This window comes from Sphingopyxis sp. (assembly GCF_965279755.1).
In the GTDB taxonomy this organism is placed as follows: Bacteria; Pseudomonadota; Alphaproteobacteria; order Sphingomonadales; family Sphingomonadaceae; genus Sphingopyxis.
Genome location: NZ_OZ257261.1, coordinates 969,506 through 993,675, shown reverse-complemented (window position 1 = coordinate 993,675; position 24,170 = coordinate 969,506). Strand labels below are relative to the sequence as shown.

Sequence of the window (24,170 nt, the reverse complement as noted above, 5' to 3'; positions counted from 1 at the left end):
AACTTAGCTGAAGTTCACCATCGCGTAGAGCATCGGGATCGACAGCAGGGTGTTGGTTCGCGAAAAGATCATCGCGGTCTTCGCGGCCTTCGCCTTGGTTGCATCGTCGGCCTCGACAATGCCCAGCGCCTTCTTCTGGTTAGGCCAGATCAGGAACCAGACGTTGAACGCCATGATCAGGCCCAGCCACATGCCGACGCCGATCAGCTTATAGGGTTCCTGAAGGCCCAATGCAGGCGCGAGATATTTGGCATGACCCGCGATCGCGAGGCCCAGCAGCACGGTGATCAGCGCGGCCCAGCGGAACCAGAACAGCGCGGCGGGTGCGATATGCTTCGACACGCCGGGCTTCAGCTCGGCCGGAATCTTGGGCATCGTCGGGATCTGGACGAAGTTGAAATAGTAAAGCAGGCCGATCCACAGCACGCCGAAGAAGGTGTGGAGCCAGCGCATCACGGCGTTGCCGGCGGCGATTCCGTCCTCGAAATTCTGGCCGTTGAGCGTCAGCATCAGGATGATTGCGAGCACGAGCCCGGTGCCGAGCACCGCGTGCAGATTACCGAAAAATTTGTCCATGGCAGTTCCCCCTCTGTTTTGCGGCGCCGCTTGCGACCCGGAGCCGGTGACGCAGCTATGCCAGCCCGATGGGGAATTGCATCAACTTTTGTCGGCGACGGCTTCGTCCGGGATGGCGAGCCCGTTCTTCAGCATGACCGGAAGCTGCGTCAGCGTGAAGAGGAAGGAGAGGGCGGTGACGCCCCACACCTTGATCGTCAGCCAGGTATCGAAGCTCATCTGTTTCGCCTGGATCATCTCGTACATGACATGATTGGCGACGCCGAGCGCTGCGAAGAAGAAGCCCCAGTTGCGCGACAGAAGCAGCCAGCCGCGTTCGGTCACGCCCTCGAGCGCCGATTGCAGCAGATATTTGAGCATCGGCTTCTTCAGCAACCAGCCGCCGAGCAGCAACGCCGCAAAGGCGGCATAGATGATCGTCGGCTTCATCACGATGAAGCGCTCGTCATGGAACCAGATGGTCAGCGCGCCGAAGCCGAGCACAAGGATGCTCGACATCCACAGCATCGGCGAAATCTTGCCGAGCTTCCATTTCGACACGACCATCGCGATCACGATCGCGATCATGAAGGCGACGGTGGCCTTGATTGCCCCGGTCGTCGCGGCAAAGGCGCCGGTGCCGCCCGAGGTGAACTTATAGGTCAGGAAGAAGACGAGCAGCGGCCCGAAATCGATCGCGAAATTCAGCCCGCCATGTTTGGCGGGCGGCGGGGCCGGGATCGGCTCGGGGCCGCCGGGAAGCTGTTCGGGTTGATCGCTCATCGGATATTTCCGGCAATGATGCCTGCAATTTCGTCGGCGTCGAAGGGGCGGAGGTCGTCGATCGTCTCGCCGATGCCGATCGCGTGGATGGGAAGGCCGTGGCGTTCGGCCGCGGCAACAAGGACACCGCCGCGCGCGGTGCCGTCGAGCTTGGTCATGACCAGACCAGTAACGCCCGCGACCTCGCGGAACACGTCGATCTGCGACAGCGCATTCTGCCCCGTCGTCGCGTCGAGGACGAGCACGACGTCGTGCGGGGCGGCGGGATTGAGACGGCCGAGCACGCGCTTGATCTTGGCGAGCTCGTCCATCAGTTCGCGCTTGTTTTGCAGGCGGCCGGCGGTGTCGACGATCAGCACGTCGATACCGGTCGCGGTCGCCTGTTTCACCGCGTCGAACACGATGCCGGCGGCGTCACCGCCCTCGGGGCCGGCCATGATCGGAATGCCGAGGCGTTCGGCCCAGACCTTGAGCTGCCCGATCGCGGCGGCGCGGAAGGTGTCGCCCGCGACGAGCATCACGCCATAATCCTGTTCCTGGAACAGGTGCGCGAGCTTGGCGATGGTCGTGGTCTTGCCCGATCCGTTGACCCCGATCACGAGGATGACCTGCGGGCGCGGGAAGGCGTCGATGTCGAGCGGCTCGGCGACGGGGCGCAGCACCGCGGCGATTTCCCCGGCGACGACACTGCGAAGTTCCTCGATGCCGTTCGCGGCGACATCGCGGCGCTCCGACAGCCGGCCGCGGATACGCGATGCCATATTGGGACCAAGGTCGGCGGTGATCAGCGCATCCTCGATCCGGTCGAGATCGTCATCGTCGAGGCGCGATTTGCCGGTGAGGCCCGACAGATTCTCGCCGAGCTTTTCCGACGTGCGCTTGAGGCCGCCGAGCAGCCGCTCGCTCCAGCTGAGGCCGCTCATGCTGCAATATCCTGTTCGATGGGGGTGGCGATCATGCGGTCTCCGTCGCGTGCGGTCATCCGCACGTCGATGATGCTGCCGGGGGCTGCAGGGGTGACAAGCGTCACGGCGGCGAAATTTTCGGCATGCCCCGTCCGGCCGTCGCGCTCGACAAGCATTGATGCGGTCCGGCCGAGCTGCGCATCGAGCCAGCGCTGGCGGCGGTGGGCATTGGCCTCGCGCAGCGTCGCGGCCCGTTCGCGGGCGATGGCGCGGCCGACCTGCGGCATGCGCGCTGCGGGTGTTCCGGCGCGGGGGCTGTAAGGAAAGATGTGGCCGAACACGATGTCGCAATCCTCAATGAGCGCGAGCGAGTTCGCAAACATCGCCTCATCCTCGGTCGGGAATCCGGCGATCAGGTCGGCGCCGATCGCGATGTCCGGGCGGGCCGTCTTGAGCCGTTCGGTAAGGCGCACGGCGTCGGCGCGGCGGTGGCGGCGCTTCATGCGCGTCAGTACCATATCGTCGCCCGCCTGCAGCGACAGGTGGACGTGCGGCATCACGCGCGCCTCCTGCGTCAACAGCGCAAACAATGGATCGTCGATGCGGTTGGGGTCGAGCGACGAGAGGCGCAGGCGCTCGACCGGAAGCGTCAGCAAGGCCTCGACCAGCGCGGCGAGACTGGTGCCGCTGTCGTCGCCATAGCTCGCAAGGTCGACCCCGGTCAGGATGATCTCGCGCTGCCCGCGGACGATCGCGATGCGTGCGGCGTCGAGGACGGCCTCGATCGTCGCCGAACGAGCAGTTCCGCGCGCGATCACCGTCGCGCAGAAGGTGCAGCTGTGCGAACACCCGGTCTGGACGCCAAGAAAGGCGCGAGCGTGATCGGCGCCGGAGAGCGCGGGGGTGTATGTGGCGGAAAGCGATGCGGCTGTGCCGCCATAGCTTTGCGCCAGCCCTTTGGCGTCGTTCGCGACGACCCGGGCGCCCATGGCGATAAAGACGTCGCGTTCGAGTTCGGCTGCGCAGCCGGTGACGACCACCTCGGTCTCGGGACGTTCGCGCAGTGCGCGGCGCACCGCCTGCCGAGCTTGCCGCACGGCTTCGTCGGTGACCGCGCAGCTGTTGAAGACGATCGTGTCGCGCGCGCCGGCATCGCGCATTGCGGTGCGAACCGCTTCGCCCTCGGCGATGTTGAGCCGGCAGCCGAAATTAACGACCTCTCGCCGGTCGGCGGCGAGGGTGGTCATCCGAATTGCGTCCAGTCGGTCTCGCCGTCGTACACGCGGGTCGCGGCGCCGCTCATCACGATCGGCTCGCCCGGCGCCCAGCGGATGACGAGGTCGCCGCCGGGCAGCGATATAGTGACGGGCGACTTGACCAGCCCGGCGCGGATCGCCGCGACCGCGGTCGCACAGGCACCGGTGCCGCACGCCTGCGTCAGGCCGACACCGCGTTCCCAGACGCGCAGCTGAAGCTGGTCTTCGCCGTCGAGGCTCGCGACGTTGACGTTGACGCGTTCGGGGAAGAGCGGGTCGGTCTCGATCCGAGGGCCGAGGTCGGCGAGCGGCACGGCGTCGGCCTCTGGCACGAAGAAGATGACATGCGGATTGCCGACATTGACCGCAGCTCCGCGCTCCAGCTCGTCCCATGCAACGGGCATGTCGCGGGTGTCCATCGGCATCGCGAGCGGGATATGCTCCCAGTCGAAGACAGGTTCGCCGAGCACGACTTCGGCGCCGCCGTCGGCGGGGGTCACGCGCAGCATCCCGCCCAGCGTCTCGATCACCGCGGGCTTGCCAAGCAGGGTCGCGACGCAGCGCGTCGCATTGCCGCACGCCTCGACTTCGCCGCCGTCGGCGTTGAAGATGCGCATCTTCACATCAGCGCTGGTTGACGGTTCGAGCAGGATCAGCTGGTCGCAGCCAATGCCGTGGCGCCGGTCGGCGATCGCATGCGCGCGCGCCGGCGTCATCGCGACCGCCTGTTCGCGCGCGTCGATGACGACGAAGTCGTTGCCGAGGCCATGCATCTTGGTGAAGCGGTCCGCCATAGCCGCGCATGTAAGGGCGCGGGGCGGGGAAGTCTAGCGATGTGGCGGTGTCAGGCGGTCTTGCGCAGCGGCTCGTCTTCGCTGGCGGGCGGTGCGCCCTGCGGCAGCACCGGGGCGCGAAGCAGGCCGCGGTCGGCAAGCAGGCGCGCGGTGTCGTCGATCGACGCGGCGCGGCCGTAATACCAGCCCTGCCCCTTGGCGCAGCCGAGGCGAGTAAGCTCGGTCGCGGTGACCTCATCCTCGACGCCTTCGGCAATGATCGGCATCGCAAGGCTTTCGCCGAGACGGACGATCGCGACGACGATCGCATGGGCGTCCGCGCTGCCGCGCATCGCGGTGATGAAGCTGCGGTCGACCTTGATCTTGTCGAACGGCAGCGCGCGCAGATGCGACAGCGAGCTATAGCCGGTGCCGAAATCGTCGAGGCTGAGCGACACGCCCTGATTCTTGAGGCTGGTGACGATCGAGCGGACTAGCGGCAAATTTTCAAACAGCGAGCTTTCGGTGATCTCGACCTCGAGCTGACTTGCGGGGAAACCCGTCTCGACCAGCAATTTGGTGAGCTTCTGGCTGAACCAGGGATCCTTGAGCTGCTGCGGCGAGATGTTCACCGCGAGGATGATCGAGGGATCCCAGCTCTTGGCAATTTCCATCGCGCGGCCGATGACCTGCAGCGACAGCTCGCCGATCAGGCCGCTTTCCTCGGCGACGGGGATGAAGCGCTCGGGCGGGATCAGGCCATATTCGGGCGATTCCCAGCGCATCAGCATTTCGAAGCCGACGAGGCGGCCGGTTGCGATATCGACCTGCGGCTCGAAATAGGGGATGAACTCGCCACGTGGCATGCCGTCGCGAATACCGGTCTCGATCTGGTTGCGGACCTGCACCGCCATTTCCATGCCCTGTTCGAACCAGATGTGGCGGTTCCGCCCCTCGTCCTTGCCGTGATACATGGCGATGTCGGCCTGACGGACCATCGTTTCCATCGTCATGCTGGCGTCGCTGGCGAGCGAGATGCCGAGCGAGGCGCCGACGCGGATCTGCTGCGAATCATGGGTGACCATGTCGTCGAGCGCGGTCACCAGCGCTGCCGCCATTGCGTCGATATTGGCGCGTGCGGCAGGCTCGAACGGCAGCATCGCGACGAATTCGTCGCCGCCCAGCCGCGCCTTGGTCGCATTGGGCGGCAGCACCGCCGTGATGCGCTCGGCCGCGACCTGCAGCACGCGGTCGCCCGCAGCATGGCCGTGGATGTCGTTGACGGTTTTGAAATGGTCGAGATCGAGCAGGAACAGGGCGATGTTGCGCTTGTCGGCGGTCGCTTCGGCGATCAGGCGCTGGCCTTTGACCAGCAGCGCGCGGCGATTGAGAAAGCCGGTGAGCGGATCGGTGTCGGCGAGATAGCGCGCGCGCTGTTCGGCTTCGGTGCGTTCGCGGATTTCGCGGTTGAGATCCTCGTAGCGGCGCCACCCGAACAGGACGAGTGCGACGTTCAGGATCAGCGCCACAGACAGCACCTTGTCGGGTCCGCCGCCGATCCCGATCAGTGTCTGCACGACCGACTGCATCACGCTGCCGCCGGTACCGACGAACAGCAATATGCCCGCGACGACGATGCCGCCCGCGACGACGTCGCGCCGGGCGGTTTCGCTCCGGTCGCGAGCCTTCGGTTCCAGCATCATTTGATTGTTCCCCACCATCGTCGCCTTTATGGACCGCCAGCGGTGAAATTTGCGTTAAGTGGCGTCGCGGTCTTCGGCGCTCCGGCCCCCGATCCACGCTTGCCTTTTCTCCCGCTTTTGCGTAATGGCGCCGCGTCCGGACGCATCTTGCGGACGGGCAGATACGACATCCGCGACGGAAAACACTGTCCACGGATACCGCTGGTTGGCGAGGTTTCGCTCACCGGCGTGTTTTGCGTTGCGGTCGTCAGAAGGGTATAAAAGGCGCATGTTCGACAGTCTGAGCAATCGGCTTGGCGATGTTTTCGGGAAGCTCCGCGGTCGCGGCGCGCTGACCGAAGCCGACGTGCGCGCGGCGATGCGCGAAGTGCGAATCGCCCTGCTCGAAGCCGACGTCGCGCTGCCCGTCGTGCGCAGTTTCGTCGACCAGGTCACCGAACTCGCGATCGGCCAGAATGTCCTGCGTTCGGTCACTCCGGGCCAGCAGGTCGTCAAGATCGTCAGCGACGCGCTGACCGAGATGCTCGGTTCCGAAACCGCCGAGCTCGACCTCAACGTCACCCCGCCCGCGATCATCATGATGGTCGGTCTGCAGGGTTCGGGCAAGACGACGACGACGGCGAAGATCGCGAAGCGGCTGAAGGACAAGGAGCGCAAGAAGGTGCTGATGGCGTCGCTCGACGTCAATCGCCCTGCCGCGCAGGAACAGCTTGCCGTCCTTGGCCAGCAGATCGACGTCGCGACTCTCCCGATCATTGCCGGCCAGCAGCCGGTCGAAATCGCGCAGCGCGCGCTGCAGGCGGCGAAGCTTCAGGGCTATGACGTCCTGATGCTCGACACCGCCGGCCGCCTCCACGTCGACCAGCAGTTGATGGACGAGATGCAGGCGGTGTCGCGCGCGGCGAACCCGGCCGAAACTTTGCTCGTCGTCGACAGCCTGACCGGTCAGGACGCGGTGCAGGTCGCGCAGCGATTTACCGATCAGGTGCCGCTCACCGGTGTCGTGCTCACCCGCATGGACGGCGATGCGCGCGGCGGTGCCGCGCTCTCGATGCGCGCCGTCACCGGCAAGCCGATCAAGTTCGCGGGCACTGGCGAAAAGCTCGACGGGCTCGAACTTTTCCAGCCCTCGCGCATCGCCGGCCGCATCCTTGGCATGGGCGACGTCGTCAGCCTGGTCGAGCGCGCCGCCGAGACGATCCAGGCCGAAGAGGCCGAGGCGATGGCGGCGAAGCTGGCCAAGGGCCAGTTCGACCTCAACGACCTTCGTACCCAGCTTAACCAGATGCGCCGCATGGGCGGGATCGGCGCTCTCGCGGGCATGATCCCCGGCCTCAAGAAGGCGCAGGCGGCGATGGCCGACAGCGGCGCCGACGACAAGATGCTGGTGCATTTCGATGCGATCATGGGGTCGATGACTCCCAAGGAGCGCGCGAAGCCCGAAATTCTGACCGCCAAGCGCAAGATCCGCATCGCCAACGGTTCGGGCACCACGGTGCAGCAGGTGAACCGGGTGCTGAAGATGCATCAGGAAATGTCCACCGCGATGAAGAAGATCCGCAAGATGGGCGGCCTGAAGGGGCTCGGCGCTCTGTTCGGCAAAGGCGGCGGCGGCATGGGTGGCATGGGCGGCGGCGGAATGGGCGGCCTCGGGGGCGGTGGCCTCGGCGGGCTGCCTGGCCTTGGCGGCGGGGCGATCCCGCCCGAACTCGCCAATCTGATGAACAAAAAGAAGTAATCGTAACTAACCCTAATATTTGAAGTAAAAGGAAAATATCATGGCTACCTCCATTCGCCTTTCGCGCGGCGGTTCGAAAAAGCGCCCCTATTACAAGATCGTCGTTGCCGACTCGCGCAGCCCGCGCGACGGCCGCTTCATCGAGCGGCTCGGCAGCTACAACCCGCTGCTCGCCAAGGATAGTCCCGAGCGCGTGAAGCTCGACGCCGAGCGCGCTGCGCACTGGCTGAGCGTCGGCGCCCAGCCGAGCGACCGTGTTGCCCGTTTCCTCGACGCCGCCGGCATCAAGGAACGCGCCGCCCGCAGCAACCCGAACAAGGGTGTCCCCGGCGAAAAGGCCAAGGAACGCGCCGAAGAAAAGGCCCAGAAGCTGGCTGACGCCGAAGAGGCAGCCGCAGCCGCCGCCGCCGCTCCGGCTCCGGAACCCGAAGTCGAAGCGCCTGCCGCTGAAGAAGCCGCTGCTCCCGAAGCCGCTGAATCGGATGCAACCGGTTCGGTGAAGAGCGAAGAAACCGCCGAAGCGGTGGCCGAAGCCGTCGCCGACGAAACTCCGGCCGATGCGACCGCCGAAGACGCGACCGCGATCGCCGAGGAAGTCGCCGAAGGCGGCCCGGTTGCCGAAGAGGCTCCGGCTGCTGAAGCTGGCGAAGAAAAGGCCGAAGGCTAAGCCTTGGCCGACGCCCATCGCCCTGTCACCCTTGCCGCCATCGCCGGCGCGCACGGGGTGCGGGGCGAGGTGCGTCTCAAGCTGTTCGGCGAAGGCGCGGAGGCTCTCCGCGCCTTTTCCGTTTTCGATGCGGGAGACCGCAAACTGACTCTGAAATCGGTGCGTCCCGCCAATCAGGGCGCGGTCGCAACCTTTGCCGAGATCGCCGACCGCAGCGCCGCCGAGGCACTACGCGGTACCGTGCTGACCGTGCCGCGCTCGGTATTGCCGACGCTCGCCGAGGGCGAATATTATCATCATGACCTGATCGGCCTGCCGTGCGTGTCGAGCGACGGTGCAGCTATCGGGCAGGTCGTGGCGGTCGAGAATTTCGGGGCCGGCGATATTCTCGAGATCGAGACGCCGGCAGAGCCGGGCAAGAAGCCCAAGCGCTTCATGGTGCCGATGACCGCCCGCGCAGTTCCCGACTGGAACGACGAGCGCGCAATCATCGACGCAGCTTTCATCGAATAGAAGCGCCCGCCGCCCCGCCACCGGCGAGGGACCACCGGGAGACGGCGCGGCAGGCGCAGACGCGGCTCAGCGAGGCTTCGCAGCGCGTGTTCGTGCCGGCGTGGTCGCGATGCGGCCGGCCGGGGCGGGGTGGGGGGTGTAGCTGTCTTCGCCCGGGGCGTGGCCCGGCGAAACCGTCTCGACGAACTGGCGTGCCCTGGCGCGCAGCCATTTGAACCCGCGGTCGAGATCCGCGCTCAGGCGGTCGTGGCTGTGGACCCAGCCGCGCATGAAATGTTCTTCCATCATCGCTTTTCTCCTTTCCGGTGTGTGGCCATCAGATGCGCCCTTCGCGGCGCCGGGGCCAACAAAACGGCTGGCATGGAATATAAGGACAGCTTATATGTATTGTATGTCCAGATTGCCGCCTCTTGCCGCCGTCCGCGCCTTTGAGGCTGCCGCCCGCTTGCAGAATTTCTCGCGCGCTGCCGAAGAGCTCGGGATGACGCAGGCTGCAGTCAGCTACCAGATCCGGCAGCTGGAGGAGCGGCTCGGCCGATCGCTGTTCGTGCGCGAGAAGGGGCGGGTGCGATTGTCCGAGACCGGTCAGCGCCTGCTCCCGGCAATAAGCGGAGCTTTTGCCGCGATGGGCGATGCCTTTGCCGCGCTCAGCAGCGACGATGCCGAGGTGCTGACGATCAGCGCCGCGATCACCTTTGGCGGCACGTGGCTCAGCGCGCGGATCGGGCGCTTCCAGCTGCGCTATCCGGACCTTGCCGTGCGGCTCCTCATGTCGAACGACCTTGTCGATTTCGACGCCACCAGCGTCGATGTCGCGATCCGTACCGGTCCCGGGCACTGGCCCGGCCTGCGCGACGATTTCCTGTTCCGCAGCCATGCCACCCCGATCTGCTCGCCGGCCTTTCTCGAGGCTAACCGTATCGAAAAGCCCGCCGATCTGTTGCGTGTCGAACGGCTGGCGCCGAACGATCCCTGGTGGGCGAGCTGGTTCGCTGCGGCGGGTATCGGCACCCCGCCGCCGCGCCAGCAGGGGATCGAGCTCGATAGCCAGCTTCAGGAAGCAATCGCGGCGCAGAGCGGTTTCGGCATCGCGTTGATGACGCCGATCTATTGGCGCGCCGAACTCGAAAGCGGCCGGCTCATCCGTCCGTTCGAGACATTATACCAGCCGGGAACGGCCAATTTCCTCGTTCACCCGGAGGGGCGGGTCGGGGTCCGCAAGATCGAACGTTTTCGCGAGTGGCTCCACGAAGAGATGGAGATGGATCGCCAGCTCGTTCCCGAGGCGCTATGGGAGCCGCTGCCATGACCTTCACCGCCGTTCCCCTGACGCTTTATCCCGACATGTTCCCCGGTCCGCTGGGGCACAGCATGGCCGGGCGTGCGCTCGAAGCAGGGGTGTGGTCGTGCGCCCCGGTGCAGATCCGCGATTTCGCCACCGACCGGCATCGCACCGTCGACGATACGCCTGCCGGCGGCGGCGCGGGGATGGTGCTGAAGGCCGATGTGCTGGCGGCCGCAGTCGATCAAGCAATCGCGGCGCATCCGAACCTCCCGGTCCTGGCGATGACGCCGCGCGGAACGCCGGTCACGCAAGGCCGCATCCGCCAGCTTTCGGCGGGTTCGGGCGCGATCATCCTCTGCGGCCGGTTCGAGGGATTCGACGAGCGGATTTTCGATGCGCGGCCGATCGAGCAGGTATCGATGGGCGACATCATATTGTCGGGCGGCGAGATGGGCGCGCTGCTGCTGCTCGACGCTTGCATTCGGCTGCTTCCCGGCGTAATGGGCGCGGCTTCAAGTGGTGATGACGAATCGTTTGAAAACGGTTTGTTGGAATATCCCCACTATACCCGACCTGTTGAATGGGAAGGGCGCACGATCCCCGAAGTGCTGCGATCGGGGGATCATGCGAAGATCGCCGCCTGGCGGAAACAACAGGCGGAGGATCATACACGGTTACGCAGGCCGGACCTTTGGGAGCGCCACGAGGGCGCTCGGGACCGACCTGCCTCTGGCGCGCGGCGAAAAGAAAAGGACTAGAGGACATGAACCTCATCCAGACGATCGAAGCCGAAGAAATTGCCAAGGCGGCAAAGACCATTCCGACGTTCCGTCCCGGCGACACGCTGAAAGTCGGCGTGAAGGTGGTTGAAGGCGAACGCACCCGCGTCCAGAATTTCGAAGGCGTGTGCATCGCACGCTCGAACAAGGGCATGGGCTCCAACTTCACCGTGCGCAAAATGTCGTTCGGCGAAGGTGTCGAGCGCGTGTTCCCGCTCTATTCGCCCAACATCGACAGCATTACCGTCATCCGCAAGGGTGCCGTGCGTCGTGCGAAGCTTTACTATCTTCGTGGCCGCACTGGTAAATCGGCGCGTATTGCGGAGCGCCGCGAATACCGGTCGGAAGCCGGCGAAGGCTAAGGAGAGCTTCTCCTCTACAAAGCCGAAACAGCTTTCAAAAACGACCGGTTCCGCCAACAGGCAGAGCCGGTCGTTTTCTTTTGGGCGAAACGAATTTGCTGCAGCCGTCTTCCTTTCTCCAGCCGACGCGGCGGGCCTTCATCGGTTCGGTGCTCGCGTTGGGATTCGCGGGCGAAGCGATGGCGACGAGCAATGCGCAGCGGCTCGTCGCGGCGGCGCGGCGGCAGGTCGGCGTCACGCTGCGCTATGACCCCGCTTACACGGTGCTTGCTTTTCCGAACGGCGATGTCGAGCGGGTGAAGGGCGTGTGCACCGATGTGGTGATCCGCGCCTTTCGCGATGCGCTGGCCCTCGACCTTCAGGCCCTTGTAAACGCCGACATGCGCGCCAATTTCGGGGCCTATCCGAAAAACTGGGGGCTCGGCCGCCCCGACCGCAATATCGACCATCGCCGCGTTCCCAATCTTGCGACCTTCTGGCGGCGCCAGAAGGCGGCGGTGCCGGTGACCGACGCCGCGGCCGATTGGCGACCGGGCGATATCTTTACGCAGATGGTCGGCGGGCGCCTGCCGCACACGGGCATCGTGTCCGACCGCAAGAACAGCACGGGCACCCCGCTCGTGATCCATAATATCGGCGGTGGTGCCCGCGAGGAGGATGCGCTGTTCGCGCATCCGCTGACCGGCCACTTTCGCTGGAAAGTCTAAGCCTACCCAATGTTTTCAACCGGGTTCTACGCTGAGGAGTGAGTAAATGGGTTATCGTATCGTTGTCGCCGGCGCGACGGGCAATGTCGGGCGCGAAGTGCTCGCCATCCTGGCCGAGCGTGAATTCCCGATCGACGAACTGGCAGCGGTCGCATCGTCGCGCAGCCAGGGCGATGAGGTCGAGATCGGCGATACCGGCAAGACCGTCAAATGCCAGAATATCGAGAATTTCGACTGGACCGGCTGGGACATGGCGATTTTCGCGATCGGCAGCGACGCGACCGCGATCCATGCGCCGAAGGCGGCGGCGGCGGGCTGCGTCGTGATCGACAATTCGTCGCTCTATCGCATGGACCCCGACGTGCCGCTGATCGTGCCCGAGGTGAATCCCGAGGCGATCGACGGATATACCGCGCGCAATATCATCGCGAACCCGAACTGCTCGACCGCGCAGATGGTCGTTGCGCTGAAGCCGCTGCACGATGCCGCGAAGATCACGCGCGTCGTTGTTTCGACCTACCAGTCGGTGTCGGGCGCGGGCAAGTCGGGCATGGACGAGCTGTGGAACCAGACGCGTCAGATCTTCGTCGGCGACGAGAAGGATATCCAGAAGTTCACCAAGCAGATCGCCTTCAACGTCATCCCGCACATCGACAAGTTCCTCGACGACGGGTCGACCAAGGAAGAGTGGAAGATGGTCGTCGAGACCAAGAAGATTCTCGATCCGAAGATCAAGGTCACCGCGACCTGCGTCCGCGTTCCCGTTTTCGTCGGCCACTCCGAGGCGATCAATATCGAGATGGAAAACGAACTGTCGGCCGAGGATGCGCAGCGCATCCTGCGCGAAGCGCCGGGGGTGATGCTCGTCGACAAGCGTGAGGACGGCGGTTACATCACGCCGGTCGAATGCGTGGGCGACTATGCGACCTTCGTCAGCCGAGTCCGCGATGACAGCACCGTCGACAATGGCCTGAACCTCTGGTGCGTCAGCGACAACCTCCGCAAGGGCGCCGCGCTGAACGCGGTGCAGATCGCCGAGCTGCTCGGCCGCCGGCACCTCAAGAAGGGCTGAGCCGACCTTCCGCCCGTTCGCATCTCGACTTCGGGTTGCGAACGGGTAGGGAAGGGGCGATGACCTCTCCCTTCGCTTTCACTCGCGCGCTTTGTCGCACACCCGCGCCGTCCGCCGTCAACGGTATCCGCGCCGGCGGAGGGCCCGATCCCGACTTCGACACGCTCGCTGCCGAGCATGAGGCCTATGTCGCGACGCTCCGCGAGCTTGGCCTGTCGGTCGATCTGCTGCCCGCGCTCGATGCGTTTCCCGACGCGCTCTTCACCGAGGATGTCGCGCTGACCTTTCCCGAAGGCGCGATCCTGCTCCGTCCCGGCGCGGAAGCTCGGGCGGGCGAGGTGGCGCATATCCGGGACGCGCTCGCCGCGCGCCATCGGGTGCTGCTCGAAATGACCGGCCCCGGCCATGTCGAGGGCGGCGACGTGCTACGGCTCGCCGACCGGATCGTTATCGGGCTGTCCGATCGGACCGACCGTGCCGGCGCGACCGAACTAGCCGGCTTGCTCGAACGGCTCGGCTATCGCGCCGAGGTGGCGGTGACGCCCGCCGGCGTGCTGCACTTCAAGACCGGATGCAGCCTGATCGACGCGCGGACCGTGCTCGCGGTGCCCGCGATGCGCGACTGCCCCGAGTTCGCAGAACTCGAAGTCGTGCTGACGCCGCCGGGCGAGGAGGGCGCGGCGAACATTCTCCGCGTTCGTGACACGGTGCTGATCGGCGAGACCTGGCGCGCGACGCAGGCGCTGCTCGCCGCGCGCGGCATCGCGGTCCGGCGGATGGCGACGGAGCATGTCGCGCGCATCGATGCGGGGCTCAGTTGTATGTCGCTGCGCTGGTGATCGCCGCGCTGTCAAAGCTGCAGCGATGGCTGCTTGGCGGGCTGCTCGCGTTGCTGCTGCTCGCGCAGATCGCGCAGCCCTATCCCGAGGTTGCGCTACTCCAGCACATTCCGACGCTGGCATTCCTGATTGCTGCGCCCTGGATCCTGCGGCGCTGGCCGCTGTCGACCGCGGCGCTCGCCTGCATTGTCGCCTTCCTCGCGCTCCACACGCTCGGCGGGCGCTATGCCTATAGCAATGTCCCCTATGACGATTGGTTGCAGGCGCTGACGGGGACGACATTGTCCGAACTATTCGGCTGGACGCGCAACCATTATGACCGGCTCGTCCATTTCGCATTTGGCGCACTGTCGGTCGTGCCTGTCGCCGAGGTCGCGCGGCGCTGGGGCGGGATGGGTCCCCGCGGCGCGGCGGTTGCGGTGCTTGGCTGGGTGCTTGCGATCTCGTGCCTCTACGAGATTTTCGAATGGCTGCTGACGATCGTCGCGGCGGGCGAGACCGCCGATCGCTACAATGGCCAGCAGGGCGATATCTGGGATGCCCAAAAGGATATGGCATTCGCCACGCTCGGTGCGATACTGGTGCTGCCCTTCGCAGGCAGGAGATAGATCATGCGGACATTTGCGGCTCTCACCCTCATTGCGCTGCTCGCGGCCTGCAAGCCGGCAACGGACAGGCCCGCTGCGGGCGAAGACAGCGTCGATGCGCCCGCGATGCCAGAAGCGAAGGCCGACGGCCCGGCCGCCGCGACGACCGCGGTCAGCCTCGACGGGGAGGGGCTCCGCTTCGTCGACAAGAATAATGGCAAGACCAGCCTGCTTGCCTTCGGCGTGCCGCGGGCGCAGGCCGAAGAGGCGCTCGCGCGCGTCGCGGGCAAGGCCGATGACCGCAGCACGAACGAGGAATGCGGCGCGGGGACGATGGAATTCACCCGCTTCGACGCGATGACGTTGAACTTTCAGGACGGCAAGTTCGTGGGCTGGTTTCTGGGTAACGAGAATGGCGCCTCCGAATATTCGACGCTGAGCGGGATCGGCGTCGGAACGACGCGCGCGAAGGCGAAGGAATCGGTGTCGATCGCCGATGTCGAGGACAGCACGCTGGGCGAGGAATTCAGCATCGGCACCGGCGACCATGTCATCGGCGGCATGTTCGCCGAGCCGGGCGACAGCGCCAAGATCGACGCGCTGTTCGCTGGCGACAATTGCTTCTTTCGCTGAGGTCCGACGATGGCGCAGGAATATCAGGGCGGCTGCCGCTGCGGCCAGCTTCGCTATCGCATCGCGCAGGACGGGCCTTTGCTCAACTATGTCTGCCACTGTCTCGATTGCCAGAAGTCGACCGCGAGCGCCTTTGCCGACCAGCTGATCGTCATGACCGATGCGCTGGCGATCGAAGGACGCAGCATGACGGTCGAATTTCCGCGCCCGGCGGGCGGGGTCAGCACGCATTATCACTGCCCCGACTGCCTGAGCCGTGTCTATAACCTCAACAGCGTGCGGCCGGGGATGGCGATCGTCCGCGCCGGAACGCTCGACGATCCGTCAATCCTCGAACCTTTTGCGCATCTGTGGGTGAAGCGGAAACGCGACTGGATCGCCGTTCCGGAAGGGATGGCAACGTTCGACGAGAATCCCGATCCGGCGGTGTTCATGGCGCTGGCGATGGCGCGCCGCGGCTGAGGCCTAGTGCCCCATGTCGGCGGCGGAGGCCTTGGGTCCGCCGGGCTTCGGCGGGCGCAGCAGCAGCACCAGCGGCAGTGCGGCGAGGGTGACCCACATCATCAACCAGAAATCGTCGAGATAGGCGATCATCGAGGCTTGCCGGTTGATCTCGGCATTGACCATCGCCATCGCGGTATCGCCGAGGACGCCGAAGCGATCGGCTGTCGACGCATCGATCATGCTGACCGAGCTGCTGGTGATATGCGTCGCCATATCCTCGTGGCTGGTCTGAATATTGACGCCGAGCAACGTCGTGACCACCGAAATGCCAACCGACCCGCCGATGCTGCGCAGCAGGTTCATCAGGCTCGACCCATCGGTCCGGAACTGCGGAGGAATGGTCGCGAAGGCCATCGTGTTGAGCGGAATGAAGACCAGCCCCATGCCGACGCCTTGAACCAGGCCGCTGACGATCACCGGCTGCATGCCCATTTCGAGCGACCAGTGGCTCATCTGCCAGAGCGACAGCGCCGCGACCGCAAGGCCGGTGCCGACCATCCAGCGAGCATCCACCTTGCCGAGCAATTGACCGGCGACCCACATCGATATCAGGATGCCGATCCCGCGAACGGCAAGCACCCAGCCGGTGTCGATCACCGGCCAGCCGAACAGATTTTGCAGCATCGGCGGCAGCAGCGCCATCGACGCGAACATCACGATCCCGATCACGATCATGAAGCCCATCGCCGTGACGAGATTGCGGTCCTGAAACATCTGGCGATTGAACAGTGTTTCGCGGCCCGTGAAGAGATGGACGAGGAACATCCACAGGCACGCGACCGACACACCGAGTTCGATCCAGATCTCCGTGCTGTGAAACCAGTCCTGCTGCGCGCCGCGGTCGAGCATGAGCTGCAAGGCGGCGAGCCCGAGCCCGAACATCGAAAAGCCGAACAGGTCGAACTTGCGGGTCCGCGTCTTCGTCGCGGGAAGCAGGGCCCACATCAGGGATAGCGTGACGAGGCCGACGGGCAGGTTGACGTAAAAGACCCAGCGCCAGTTGACCGACTCGGTCAGCCAGCCGCCGAGGATCGGCCCCAGGATCGGCCCGACCATCACCCCCATGCCCCAGATCGACATCGCGCGGGCGTGCCGTTCGGGCGGATTGATGTCGAGCATCACCGATTGGCTGAGGGGCCCGATGAATGCGCCGCTGATTCCCTGAAGAAAGCGGAAGATCACCATTTCTTCGAGATTCTGGGCGGCGCCGCAGGCCATGGAAGCAAGGATGAAGCCGGTGACCGCGCCCAGAAACAAGCGCCTGCGGCCGATACGATCGGCCAGCCACCCGGTGATCGGCATCGCGACCGCCGCGGCGATGATATAGCTGGTGAGCACCCAGTTTACGGTCTCGCTCGTCGCGCCGAGCGCCGCGCGCATGTGCGGGATCGCGACATTGGCGATCGTCGTGTCGAGGATCTGGATAACCGACGCGCCCATGACCGCGACGGTCAGCAGGCCGCGATAGCGAACCTGCTCGTACAGCGGGATCGCGTCGTCGATGGCCGCCGGGCCGGATGGCCGGCGGGGAAGGGCGCGGCTCGCCACCCGCCCGATCCTACTTGCAGCCGCCGCTGGTGAAGACGGTGACGTCGGTGGACAGGCCGGCGATCATCGGGCGCTTCGCGACCTCGTCGAACGCGATGCGGACGGGCACGCGCTGGGTTACCTTGACCCAGTTGCCGGTGGCGTTCTGCGCCGGAAGGATCGAAAATTCGCTGCCCGTGCCGGCGCCGATCGTCTTGACGTGCCCGCGCACGACAAGGCCGGGATAGGCATCGAAGCGCAGCTCGGCGCGCTGGCCGACACACATGTCGGCAAGGTCGGTTTCCTTGAAATTGGCATCGACCCACGGGTGCGCAGTGTCGACGAGGGTCACCGCCGGAAGCCCCGCGACCATCATCTGGCCGAGCTGCAGGCGATCCGATTCGGCGATCCGCCCGGCGCTCGGTGCGCGGACCTCGGTGCGGCCGAGGTTCACCTCAGCCTGCGAACGCTGGACCTTCGCGGCTTCCACCTGCGGATTGACCCCGCCGGTGCCGGTCGCGAGCTTGGCGCGGGCTTCGGCGGCGTCGGCCCTTGCCTGTGCCAGGCTGGCGCGGGCCAGTTCGACGGCGTGCTTCGAGGCGTCATAGGCGGCCTTGGTCGTGAAACCTTTTTCCATCAACGCGGCCTGGCGCGCGAAGTTCGATTCGGCGAAGCCGACGGCTTCCTGTCCGGCCTGGATATTGACGCCGGTCGACGCGAGGCTGGCCGACAGATTGCCCACGTCGACCTGCGCCGCATCGATCGCGGCGCTCGCCTGTGCGACATTCAGCGCATAGGGGCGGCCATCGATGCGAAAGAGCAGCTGGCCCTTCTGGACCTCCTGCCCCTCGCGCACCGCGACCTCGGTGATCAGGCCGCCGACTTCGGCCGCGACCGACACCTTGTCCATCTGGACATAGGCATTGTCGGTCGACACCGACCCGCCGCTCGTCAGCCAGTACCAGCCGCCCACCGCCGCGAGGATCAGCGGCAGGCCGAACATCAGGACGCGGGTGCGCCAGGCCGGCGCCGGCTTGTCGCCGCTTTCGATCGCCGACGGCGCGGCGGGAACCGGATCGGCCTTGGGCATCGCCTTCGGCCGGGCGTCTTCCGCTTTGGTGGGGGAAGGGGAGAGCTGGTCCATTATATAGCTTCTTTCAGGCATTCACGGCGCGAGAGATTGGCGCGTATCCGTTCGACCAGTTCGGCAAGCTGTTCGAGTTCGGCGGGTGTCAGGCCGTCCGTGGCTTCGGCATTCAGATCTTCGGCGGTGCGGCGCATCGCATGGAGCAGGTCGCCCGCACGGTCGGTCAGATATAATTGCCAGGCGCGGCGATCGGTCGGGTCTGCTCGGCGCTCGACCAACCCGGACTCGACCAGCCGGTCGACCATGCGAGACAGCGTAATCGGCTCGACCTCGATCAGGTCGGCGAGCGGTCCCTGCCTGATGCCTTCGTGGCGTTTCAGATAGCTGATCAACCGCCATTGCAGCGCGGTGATCCCCGTGCCTTTCGTGCGCGCGTTGAAGGCACGGCGGAAAAGCCGCGCACTGTCGTTCAGCAGAAAGCCGATCGTCTCGCTCATGGCACACGACATAATAGCAAATGCTATTATGTTCAATCACAACTATGCTGCATGTGCGAAACATCTGATATGGTGTAAAATTTTCCGACAGGGCGCTTGCGCGCGACGTCATTTTTGGCACAATGGGTGCCATGACACTGACCGCCGACCTCTTCTGGTCCTTTCGCTCGCCATATTCCTATCTGGCTATCGCACGATATCGCGCGCTCGCTGCCAGTCATGATCTGACCATCAACTTGCGTCCGGTCTATCCGCTTGCGATCCGCCAGCCCGATTTCTTCGAGCGCAACCACCCCAACTGGCTGAGCTATACGATGCGCGACATGATCCGTGTGGCGCAGTTCCACGGCATCCCTTTCGGTCCACCGCGCCCCGACCCGATCGTCCAGAATGTCACGACGCGCGCGATCGCCGCCGAGCAGCCCTATATCTACAGGCTGACACGGCTCGGCCAGGCCGCGTCGCGACGCGGCAAGAGTCTGGCCTTCGCGCACGAAGCGGCGCAGCTTATCTGGGGCGGCGCGCAGGACTGGCATCTTGGCGATCATCTGGCCGGGGCCGCGCGGCGCGCGGGGCTCGACCTCGCCGAGCTCGACGCCGAAGTCGAGGCCGACGCCGAGGCACTCGACAACGAAATCGCGGCAAATCAGGTCGCGCTCGAGATCGCGGGACATTGGGGCGTGCCGACGCTCGTCTTCGACGGCGAACCCTTTTTCGGGCAGGACCGGATCGAGATGGCCAGATGGCGGATGGAGCAGAAAGGGCTGCGGCCGCGCTGACCTGCGCGCGGCTTGCCCGCCGACGGGACGGGGCCTAAAGCGGCGCGATGACGATCGAACCCCGATTTTTCGAAGCGCGCGATGGCGTGCGGCTGGCGTGGCGCGAGCTGGGCAAGGGGTCTCCGATCCTTCTCCTCCACGGCCTGTTCTCGAATGCCGAGGTTAACTGGATCAAATTCGGCACTGCGGCACGCATCGCCGAGCAAGGCTACCGCGTGATCATGCCCGACCTGCGCGTTCACGGGTCGAGCGAAGCGCCGCAGGAGCCCGACCATTATCCGCCGGACGTGCTTGTCCACGACCTGCAGGATCTGGTCGCGCACCTCGGCCTCTCCGATTTCGACCTCGGCGGCTTTTCGCTCGGCGCGCGCACCAGCACGCGCGCCGTCGTCGCCGGCATGACGCCGAAGCGGCTGATCCTTGGCGGGATGGGGCTTGCCGGTCTGGCCGGGTGGCAGAAGCGCGGGCAGTTCTTCCAGCGCGTGATCGCCGAATATGAAACGGCGAAGCGCGGCGACGAGACCTGGATGTCGATCCAGTTTTTGAAGACGATGAAGGTCGACCGCGTCGCCGCCAGCCTGCTGCTGGACAGTTTCACCGACACGACGCCCGACATGCTCGCGGCGCTGACGATGCCGACCCTCGTCGTTTGCGGTGAGCAGGATCAGGACAATGGATCGGCTGACGAGCTGGTCGCGGTGCTGCCCGATGCACGGCTTGCGACGATCCCCGGCACGCATATGTCGAGCGTGACGCAGCCCGAACTGGGCGAGGCGATCGCGGCATTCCTCGCCGCTTGACCCGGTACGCGTCGCGGTCCAGATTGCGCGCCATAGCGCCCCCGCGCGCAATCAAAAAATCCAGAGGACGCACCCCATGAAAGCCATGATTTCAACGCTGTCGCTAGCCTTGTCGCTCGCGGTAGCCGCCCCCGCGCTCGCGCAGTCGACCCTCGAAGCGACGCCCGCCGCTGCCCCCACTGCGGCCGATGCCGACGCCTTCATCGCGTCGGTCGAAAAGGATCTGTTCGGTTATACGGTCGAGGCAAGCCAGGTGAACTGGGTCAACGCGACCTATATTACCGAGGACACCGACGCGATGGCGGCGCGGATCAACGCGGTCGGCACCGAAAAGTCGGTCAAATATGCTCTCGATGCCGCCAAATATGCCGGCGTTCCGGGCCTCAGCCCCGACACGAAGCGCAAGCTCGACATCCTGCGCACCGGCATCGTCCTGCCCGCGCCGACGACGCCGGGCGCCGCGACGGAACTCAATACGATCGCGACCGACCTGCAGTCGCAATACGGCAAGGGCCGCGGAACGCTCGACGGCAAGGAAATTTCGGGTTCGGATATCGAGGCCGAAATGGGCAACCTGCAGCGCACGCCCGCCGAATATGCCGAGATGTGGACAAGCTGGCATAACAATGTCGGCGCGCCGATGAAGGATGACTATGTCAAGATGGTCGGCATCGCGAACGAGGGCGCGAAAGAACTCGGCTTTGCCGATACCGGCGCGATGTGGCGGTCGGGTTATGACATGCCGCCCGAAGAGTTCGCCAAGCTGACCGAGAAGATCTGGCAGGACATGAAGCCGCTGTACATGGCGCTTCACACCTATGTCCGCTGGAAGCTCAACGAGAAATATGGCGATGCGGTGCAGCCCAAGACCGGCCCGATCCGCGCCGACCTGTTGGGCAATATGTGGGCGCAGGAATGGGGCAATATCTATCCGCTCGTGGCGCCTCCGGGCACCGGCGACCTCGGTTACGACATCGGTGATCTGCTCACCGAAAAAGGCAAAAAGCCGCTCGACATGGTCAAGGCGGGCGAGAATTTCTATTCGTCGCTTGGCATGGCGCCGCTGCCCGAAACCTTCTGGAAGCGCAGCCAGTTCCTGAAGCCCGCCGACCGCGAGGTCGTGTGTCACGCCTCGGCATGGGACGTCGACAACAAGGATGATCTGCGCATCAAGATGTGCATCAAGGTGAATGCCGACGACTTCATCACGATCCACCACGAGCTTGGGCACAATTATTACCAGCGCGCCTATAACAAGCAGCCGTTCCTCTATCTGAACGGCGCCAACGACGGCTTCCACGAAGCCATCGGCGATTTCGTCGCGCTGTCGATCACACCGCAATATCTGGTCGACATCGGCCTGCTCGACAAATCGAAGGTGCCGAGCGCCGATAAGGATATCGGCCTGCTGCTGCGTCAGGCGATGGACAAGGTTGCGTTCCTGCCGTTCGGCCTGCTCGTCGATCGCTGGCGCTGGGGCGTCTTCGACGGGTCGATCAAGCCCGCCGATTACAACAAGGCATGGACCGATCTGCGCCGCGAATATCAGGGCATCACGCCCCCCGGCGAGCGGCCGGCCAACGCGTTCGATGCGGGCGCGAAGTTCCACATTCCGGGTAACACGCCCTACACGCGCTATTTCCTGGCGCGCGTGCTGCAGTTCCAATTCTATCAGGCGGCGTGCAAGCAGGCGGGCTGGAAGGGCCCGCTCCACCGCTGTTCCTTCTATGGCAACAAACAGGTCGGCGCGAAGCTGAACGCGATGCTCGAAATGGGCGCGTCGAAACCGTGGCCTGACGCGCTGCAGGTGTTCACCGGCAGCCGCGAAATGTCGGGCAAGGCGATGGCCGACTATTTCGCGCCGCTCAAGAAATGGCTCGACGAACAGAACAAGGGCAAGCCGTCGGGCTGGTAAGCACATTCGGGCGGCGCGCGGGGTGCGCCGCCCATCGTCACGTGGGTCGCGATCACGTGGGGTCGAGTAAAGGGGGGGGATGTGCGTTTCATGCTTATGGCCGCGGTCGCCGCGGCATGTGTTTCGGTTCCGGCCACGGCGCAGGAGTTCAAATCCGCGCAGATACTGACGTCGCTGCGCGAGCCCGCGCTTGCGGCATCGCTGAAAGAATCGGGCGCTACCTGGACCAAATCCAAGGGCAGCGACGGGATCGAATATTACGCCATCACTTTCGCCAACGGGATCAAGGCCACGGCCTATTTTACCGTTTGCAAGCCCGAGGGCTGCATGGGGATGACGCTTTTTGCCGATTTCGATCAGCCCAAGAACAAGACGACGGCCGAGGTCGACAAGCTGATCAACACGTTCAACATGGGCCATTCAGCGGGCAAGGTGATGCGCGGCGACAACGGGGCGGTAAAGGCGCAGGCCTATGTCGTTGCCGATCACGGCATCGCGATGGGCAATTTTCAGCTGCAGATCCTGATTTTCGCGAGCATTTGCGAGAAACTGCGGACGACGCTGTACGACGCCTGAGCCGTCGTCCCCAGTCAGAGGGATGATGTTTCGACCGCTTGCTTGAAGCGTGCGAGCCGCGCCGTGGCCGCCGCCGCGTGCGGGCCGATCCAGCGATCGTGGATATCCTGGATCGGCATCGCGTTGAGATGATTCCAGCGCTCGCGCCCGCGCCGCTCGGCGATCACCAGTCCGGCGTCCTCCAATACCTTCAGATGCTGCATCACGGTGCAGCGGTCGATGTCGGCGAAATGCCCGCACAGCGCGCCGGTGGTCAGCGGCTGGTCCTTGAGATCGTCCAATATCTGCCGCCGGATCGGCGAGGCGAGCGCCTTGAAGGTCGCGTCGAACTGGTCGCGAATTGACATGTTATATAAATATAACATAAAAGGATGCGACTCAAGCGGAGAGTGATCATGGAACTGAAATTCAGGGTCGCGGCGCGGATCGCGAAGTCGGTGCACGAGGTATTCGAGGCGGTTGCCGATCCCGCGAAGCTGTCGAACTATTTCACCACCGGCGGCGCGAAGGGGCGGCTCGAGACCGGTGCGACCGTGACATGGGATTTCCACGATTTTCCGGGGGCCTTCCCGGTCTATGTGATCGAAGTGGTGCCCGACGAGAGGATCGTCCTTGAGTGGCAGGCGAACGAGGGCGAGGCGCCCAACGTCGAGGGCGGCGAACTGAAGGATGCCGATTACCGCACGCGCGTAACGATGAGCTTCAAGGCGCTCGACGACGGCCGCACGCTGGTCGAGATCGCCGAGGAAGGCTGGCGTGAGAACCAGGGTGCGCTCGGCGCCTCCTACGGCAATTGCCAAGGCTGGTCGCAGATGCTCTGCGCGCTCAAGGTCTGGATCGAGCACGGGATCAATTTGCGCGAGGGCATGTACAAATAGCGCCCTCTACACAGGATATTCGAACCTGAGCGGGCGCGAGCCCAGCGGCGCGCCGGTATTGGCGTCGATCACGACCGGGCGGATCGTTTCGCCGGTCCCGACATCGATCTGGCGCGTGAGCGCGCCTTTGCCATTATGCTTGCGTCCCCATGCACCGATCGCGGCGAGGATGGGGAGGAAGTCGCGGCCGGCTTCGGTCAGCAGATATTCGTCGCGCGGCGGCCGCTGGCTGTAGCGGCGCTTCTCGATGAGCCCTGCCTCGCTCAACGCCGACAGGCGCCGCGACAATATGTTCGGCGCAATGCCGAGGCTGGTCCGCATCTGGTCGTAACGCGTGAGTCCGCGCTCGATGTCGCGCAGGATCAATATGCTCCAGCGGTCGCCGACGCGCATCAGCCCGCGATCGACGGGGCAGGTGCCCGAATTATTTTCATCCATAGCCATTGAACT

The 24,170-nt window shown here is 64.9% G+C and carries 28 protein-coding genes and 1 pseudogene; 17 read left to right on the top strand and 12 right to left on the bottom strand.

What is annotated here, in order from left to right; translation table 11 throughout:
- Positions 1-3: 3 nt before the first annotated feature.
- The 6 genes from ACQY80_RS04820 to ACQY80_RS04795 all read right to left on the bottom strand — a co-directional run bounded on the left by ACQY80_RS04820 (position 4) and on the right by ACQY80_RS04795 (position 5,975).
- Complete coding sequence (locus ACQY80_RS04820) at positions 4-576, bottom strand: urate hydroxylase PuuD (RefSeq protein ID WP_428684172.1); 573 nt, start codon at positions 574-576, stop codon at positions 4-6.
- Between the two features lie 81 nt (positions 577-657).
- Complete coding sequence (locus ACQY80_RS04815; protein WP_428684170.1) at positions 658-1,338, bottom strand: inner membrane-spanning protein YciB; 681 nt, start codon at positions 1,336-1,338, stop codon at positions 658-660.
- Positions 1,335-2,261 carry a signal recognition particle-docking protein FtsY gene (ftsY, locus tag ACQY80_RS04810; RefSeq protein ID WP_428684168.1) on the bottom strand — a complete coding sequence of 309 codons (927 nt, stop codon included), beginning with the start codon at positions 2,259-2,261 and terminating at the stop codon, positions 1,335-1,337. Before ftsY ends, ACQY80_RS04815 begins: the two co-directional genes overlap by 4 nt.
- On the bottom strand, positions 2,258-3,490 hold the full coding sequence (locus ACQY80_RS04805) for a MiaB/RimO family radical SAM methylthiotransferase (protein WP_428684166.1): 1,233 nt from the start codon (positions 3,488-3,490) through the stop codon (positions 2,258-2,260). The genes ftsY and ACQY80_RS04805 overlap by 4 nt, the downstream gene beginning before the upstream one ends.
- On the bottom strand, positions 3,487-4,293 hold the full coding sequence (gene dapF / locus ACQY80_RS04800) for a diaminopimelate epimerase (protein ID WP_428684164.1): 807 nt from the start codon (positions 4,291-4,293) through the stop codon (positions 3,487-3,489). Before dapF ends, ACQY80_RS04805 begins: the two co-directional genes overlap by 4 nt.
- A 50-nt stretch (positions 4,294-4,343) precedes the next feature.
- On the bottom strand, positions 4,344-5,975 hold the full coding sequence (locus tag ACQY80_RS04795; RefSeq protein ID WP_428684162.1) for a putative bifunctional diguanylate cyclase/phosphodiesterase: 1,632 nt from the start codon (positions 5,973-5,975) through the stop codon (positions 4,344-4,346).
- Positions 5,976-6,243: 268 nt separating this feature from the next.
- On the opposite strand from ACQY80_RS04795, the gene ffh reads away from it, so the two are divergent.
- The 3 genes and pseudogenes from ffh to rimM all read left to right on the top strand — a co-directional run bounded on the left by ffh (position 6,244) and on the right by rimM (position 8,893).
- Positions 6,244-7,713 carry a signal recognition particle protein gene (ffh, locus tag ACQY80_RS04790; RefSeq protein ID WP_428684160.1) on the top strand — a complete coding sequence of 490 codons (1,470 nt, stop codon included), beginning with the start codon at positions 6,244-6,246 and terminating at the stop codon, positions 7,711-7,713.
- Between the two features lie 40 nt (positions 7,714-7,753).
- Positions 7,754-8,203, top strand: a pseudogene (gene rpsP / locus ACQY80_RS04785) (30S ribosomal protein S16); the annotation flags it as partial.
- Positions 8,204-8,383: 180 nt separating this feature from the next.
- Positions 8,384-8,893, top strand: a complete 510-nt coding sequence (gene rimM, locus ACQY80_RS04780) for a ribosome maturation factor RimM (protein ID WP_428684158.1) — start codon at positions 8,384-8,386, stop codon at positions 8,891-8,893.
- Positions 8,894-8,959: 66 nt separating this feature from the next.
- Here the strand turns inward: rimM and ACQY80_RS04775 are convergent, their stop codons facing one another.
- Positions 8,960-9,181, bottom strand: coding sequence for a hypothetical protein (locus tag ACQY80_RS04775; protein ID WP_428684156.1), 222 nt, complete (start codon positions 9,179-9,181; stop codon positions 8,960-8,962).
- Positions 9,182-9,284: 103 nt separating this feature from the next.
- Here ACQY80_RS04775 and ACQY80_RS04770 point away from each other — a divergent pair, with 103 nt between their 5' ends.
- The 9 genes from ACQY80_RS04770 (at position 9,285) to ACQY80_RS04730 (ending at position 15,619) form a co-directional block, all read left to right on the top strand.
- Positions 9,285-10,202: a LysR substrate-binding domain-containing protein gene (locus tag ACQY80_RS04770; RefSeq protein WP_428685750.1), complete on the top strand. Its 918-nt coding sequence runs from the start codon at positions 9,285-9,287 to the stop codon at positions 10,200-10,202.
- Positions 10,199-10,936, top strand: a complete 738-nt coding sequence (trmD, locus tag ACQY80_RS04765; RefSeq protein WP_428684154.1) for a tRNA (guanosine(37)-N1)-methyltransferase TrmD — start codon at positions 10,199-10,201, stop codon at positions 10,934-10,936. Before ACQY80_RS04770 ends, trmD begins: the two co-directional genes overlap by 4 nt.
- A 5-nt stretch (positions 10,937-10,941) precedes the next feature.
- Positions 10,942-11,319, top strand: coding sequence for a 50S ribosomal protein L19 (gene rplS / locus ACQY80_RS04760; protein ID WP_037513643.1), 378 nt, complete (start codon positions 10,942-10,944; stop codon positions 11,317-11,319).
- 95 nt (positions 11,320-11,414) lie between these two features.
- Entirely contained in the window at positions 11,415-12,026 is a 612-nt protein-coding gene (locus ACQY80_RS04755; RefSeq protein WP_428684151.1) for a DUF1287 domain-containing protein, read from the top strand.
- A 46-nt stretch (positions 12,027-12,072) separates the two neighbouring features.
- A complete protein-coding gene (locus ACQY80_RS04750) occupies positions 12,073-13,098 on the top strand; it encodes an aspartate-semialdehyde dehydrogenase (RefSeq protein WP_428684149.1) in 1,026 nt (341 codons plus the stop codon).
- A 59-nt stretch (positions 13,099-13,157) separates the two neighbouring features.
- Positions 13,158-13,937, top strand: a complete 780-nt coding sequence (locus ACQY80_RS04745; protein ID WP_428684147.1) for a dimethylarginine dimethylaminohydrolase family protein — start codon at positions 13,158-13,160, stop codon at positions 13,935-13,937.
- On the top strand, positions 13,916-14,545 hold the full coding sequence (locus ACQY80_RS04740) for a DUF2238 domain-containing protein (RefSeq protein ID WP_428684145.1): 630 nt from the start codon (positions 13,916-13,918) through the stop codon (positions 14,543-14,545). Before ACQY80_RS04745 ends, ACQY80_RS04740 begins: the two co-directional genes overlap by 22 nt.
- A 3-nt stretch (positions 14,546-14,548) precedes the next feature.
- Positions 14,549-15,157, top strand: a complete 609-nt coding sequence (locus tag ACQY80_RS04735) for a hypothetical protein (RefSeq protein WP_428684143.1) — start codon at positions 14,549-14,551, stop codon at positions 15,155-15,157.
- 9 nt (positions 15,158-15,166) lie between these two features.
- Positions 15,167-15,619, top strand: a complete 453-nt coding sequence (locus ACQY80_RS04730) for a GFA family protein (RefSeq protein WP_428684141.1) — start codon at positions 15,167-15,169, stop codon at positions 15,617-15,619.
- Between the two features lie 3 nt (positions 15,620-15,622).
- On the opposite strand, the gene ACQY80_RS04725 is transcribed toward ACQY80_RS04730, so the two are convergent.
- The 3 genes from ACQY80_RS04725 to ACQY80_RS04715 are packed head-to-tail and all read right to left on the bottom strand — an operon-like array spanning position 15,623 to position 18,772.
- Positions 15,623-17,209, bottom strand: a complete 1,587-nt coding sequence (locus ACQY80_RS04725; protein ID WP_428684139.1) for a DHA2 family efflux MFS transporter permease subunit — start codon at positions 17,207-17,209, stop codon at positions 15,623-15,625.
- Between the two features lie 10 nt (positions 17,210-17,219).
- The gene (locus tag ACQY80_RS04720) at positions 17,220-18,332 is read right to left on the bottom strand and encodes an HlyD family secretion protein (RefSeq protein WP_428684137.1); all 1,113 of its coding nucleotides are present in this window, start codon (positions 18,330-18,332) and stop codon (positions 17,220-17,222) included.
- Entirely contained in the window at positions 18,332-18,772 is a 441-nt protein-coding gene (locus ACQY80_RS04715) for a MarR family winged helix-turn-helix transcriptional regulator (protein ID WP_428684135.1), read from the bottom strand. The genes ACQY80_RS04720 and ACQY80_RS04715 overlap by 1 nt, the downstream gene beginning before the upstream one ends.
- 131 nt (positions 18,773-18,903) lie before the next feature.
- Between ACQY80_RS04715 and ACQY80_RS04710 the strand changes: the two genes are divergently transcribed.
- The 4 genes from ACQY80_RS04710 to ACQY80_RS04695 all read left to right on the top strand — a co-directional run bounded on the left by ACQY80_RS04710 (position 18,904) and on the right by ACQY80_RS04695 (position 22,842).
- A complete protein-coding gene (locus ACQY80_RS04710) occupies positions 18,904-19,551 on the top strand; it encodes a 2-hydroxychromene-2-carboxylate isomerase (protein ID WP_428684133.1) in 648 nt (215 codons plus the stop codon).
- Between the two features lie 47 nt (positions 19,552-19,598).
- Positions 19,599-20,351: an alpha/beta fold hydrolase gene (locus ACQY80_RS04705; protein WP_428684131.1), complete on the top strand. Its 753-nt coding sequence runs from the start codon at positions 19,599-19,601 to the stop codon at positions 20,349-20,351.
- A 76-nt stretch (positions 20,352-20,427) separates the two neighbouring features.
- A complete protein-coding gene (locus tag ACQY80_RS04700) occupies positions 20,428-22,266 on the top strand; it encodes a M2 family metallopeptidase (protein ID WP_428684129.1) in 1,839 nt (612 codons plus the stop codon).
- Between the two features lie 90 nt (positions 22,267-22,356).
- Positions 22,357-22,842, top strand: coding sequence for a YbjN domain-containing protein (locus tag ACQY80_RS04695; RefSeq protein WP_428685748.1), 486 nt, complete (start codon positions 22,357-22,359; stop codon positions 22,840-22,842).
- A gap of 14 nt (positions 22,843-22,856) precedes the next feature.
- Here the strand turns inward: ACQY80_RS04695 and ACQY80_RS04690 are convergent, their stop codons facing one another.
- Positions 22,857-23,189 (bottom strand): ArsR/SmtB family transcription factor, encoded by a 333-nt coding sequence (locus tag ACQY80_RS04690; protein WP_428684127.1) that lies wholly within the window; start codon positions 23,187-23,189, stop codon positions 22,857-22,859.
- A 48-nt stretch (positions 23,190-23,237) separates the two neighbouring features.
- On the opposite strand from ACQY80_RS04690, the gene ACQY80_RS04685 reads away from it, so the two are divergent.
- On the top strand, positions 23,238-23,720 hold the full coding sequence (locus ACQY80_RS04685) for an SRPBCC family protein (RefSeq protein WP_428684125.1): 483 nt from the start codon (positions 23,238-23,240) through the stop codon (positions 23,718-23,720).
- Positions 23,721-23,726: 6 nt separating this feature from the next.
- Here ACQY80_RS04685 and ACQY80_RS04680 read toward each other — a convergent pair whose 3' ends face one another.
- On the bottom strand, positions 23,727-24,164 hold the full coding sequence (locus ACQY80_RS04680) for a winged helix-turn-helix transcriptional regulator (protein WP_428684123.1): 438 nt from the start codon (positions 24,162-24,164) through the stop codon (positions 23,727-23,729).
- Positions 24,165-24,170 lie beyond the last annotated feature (6 nt).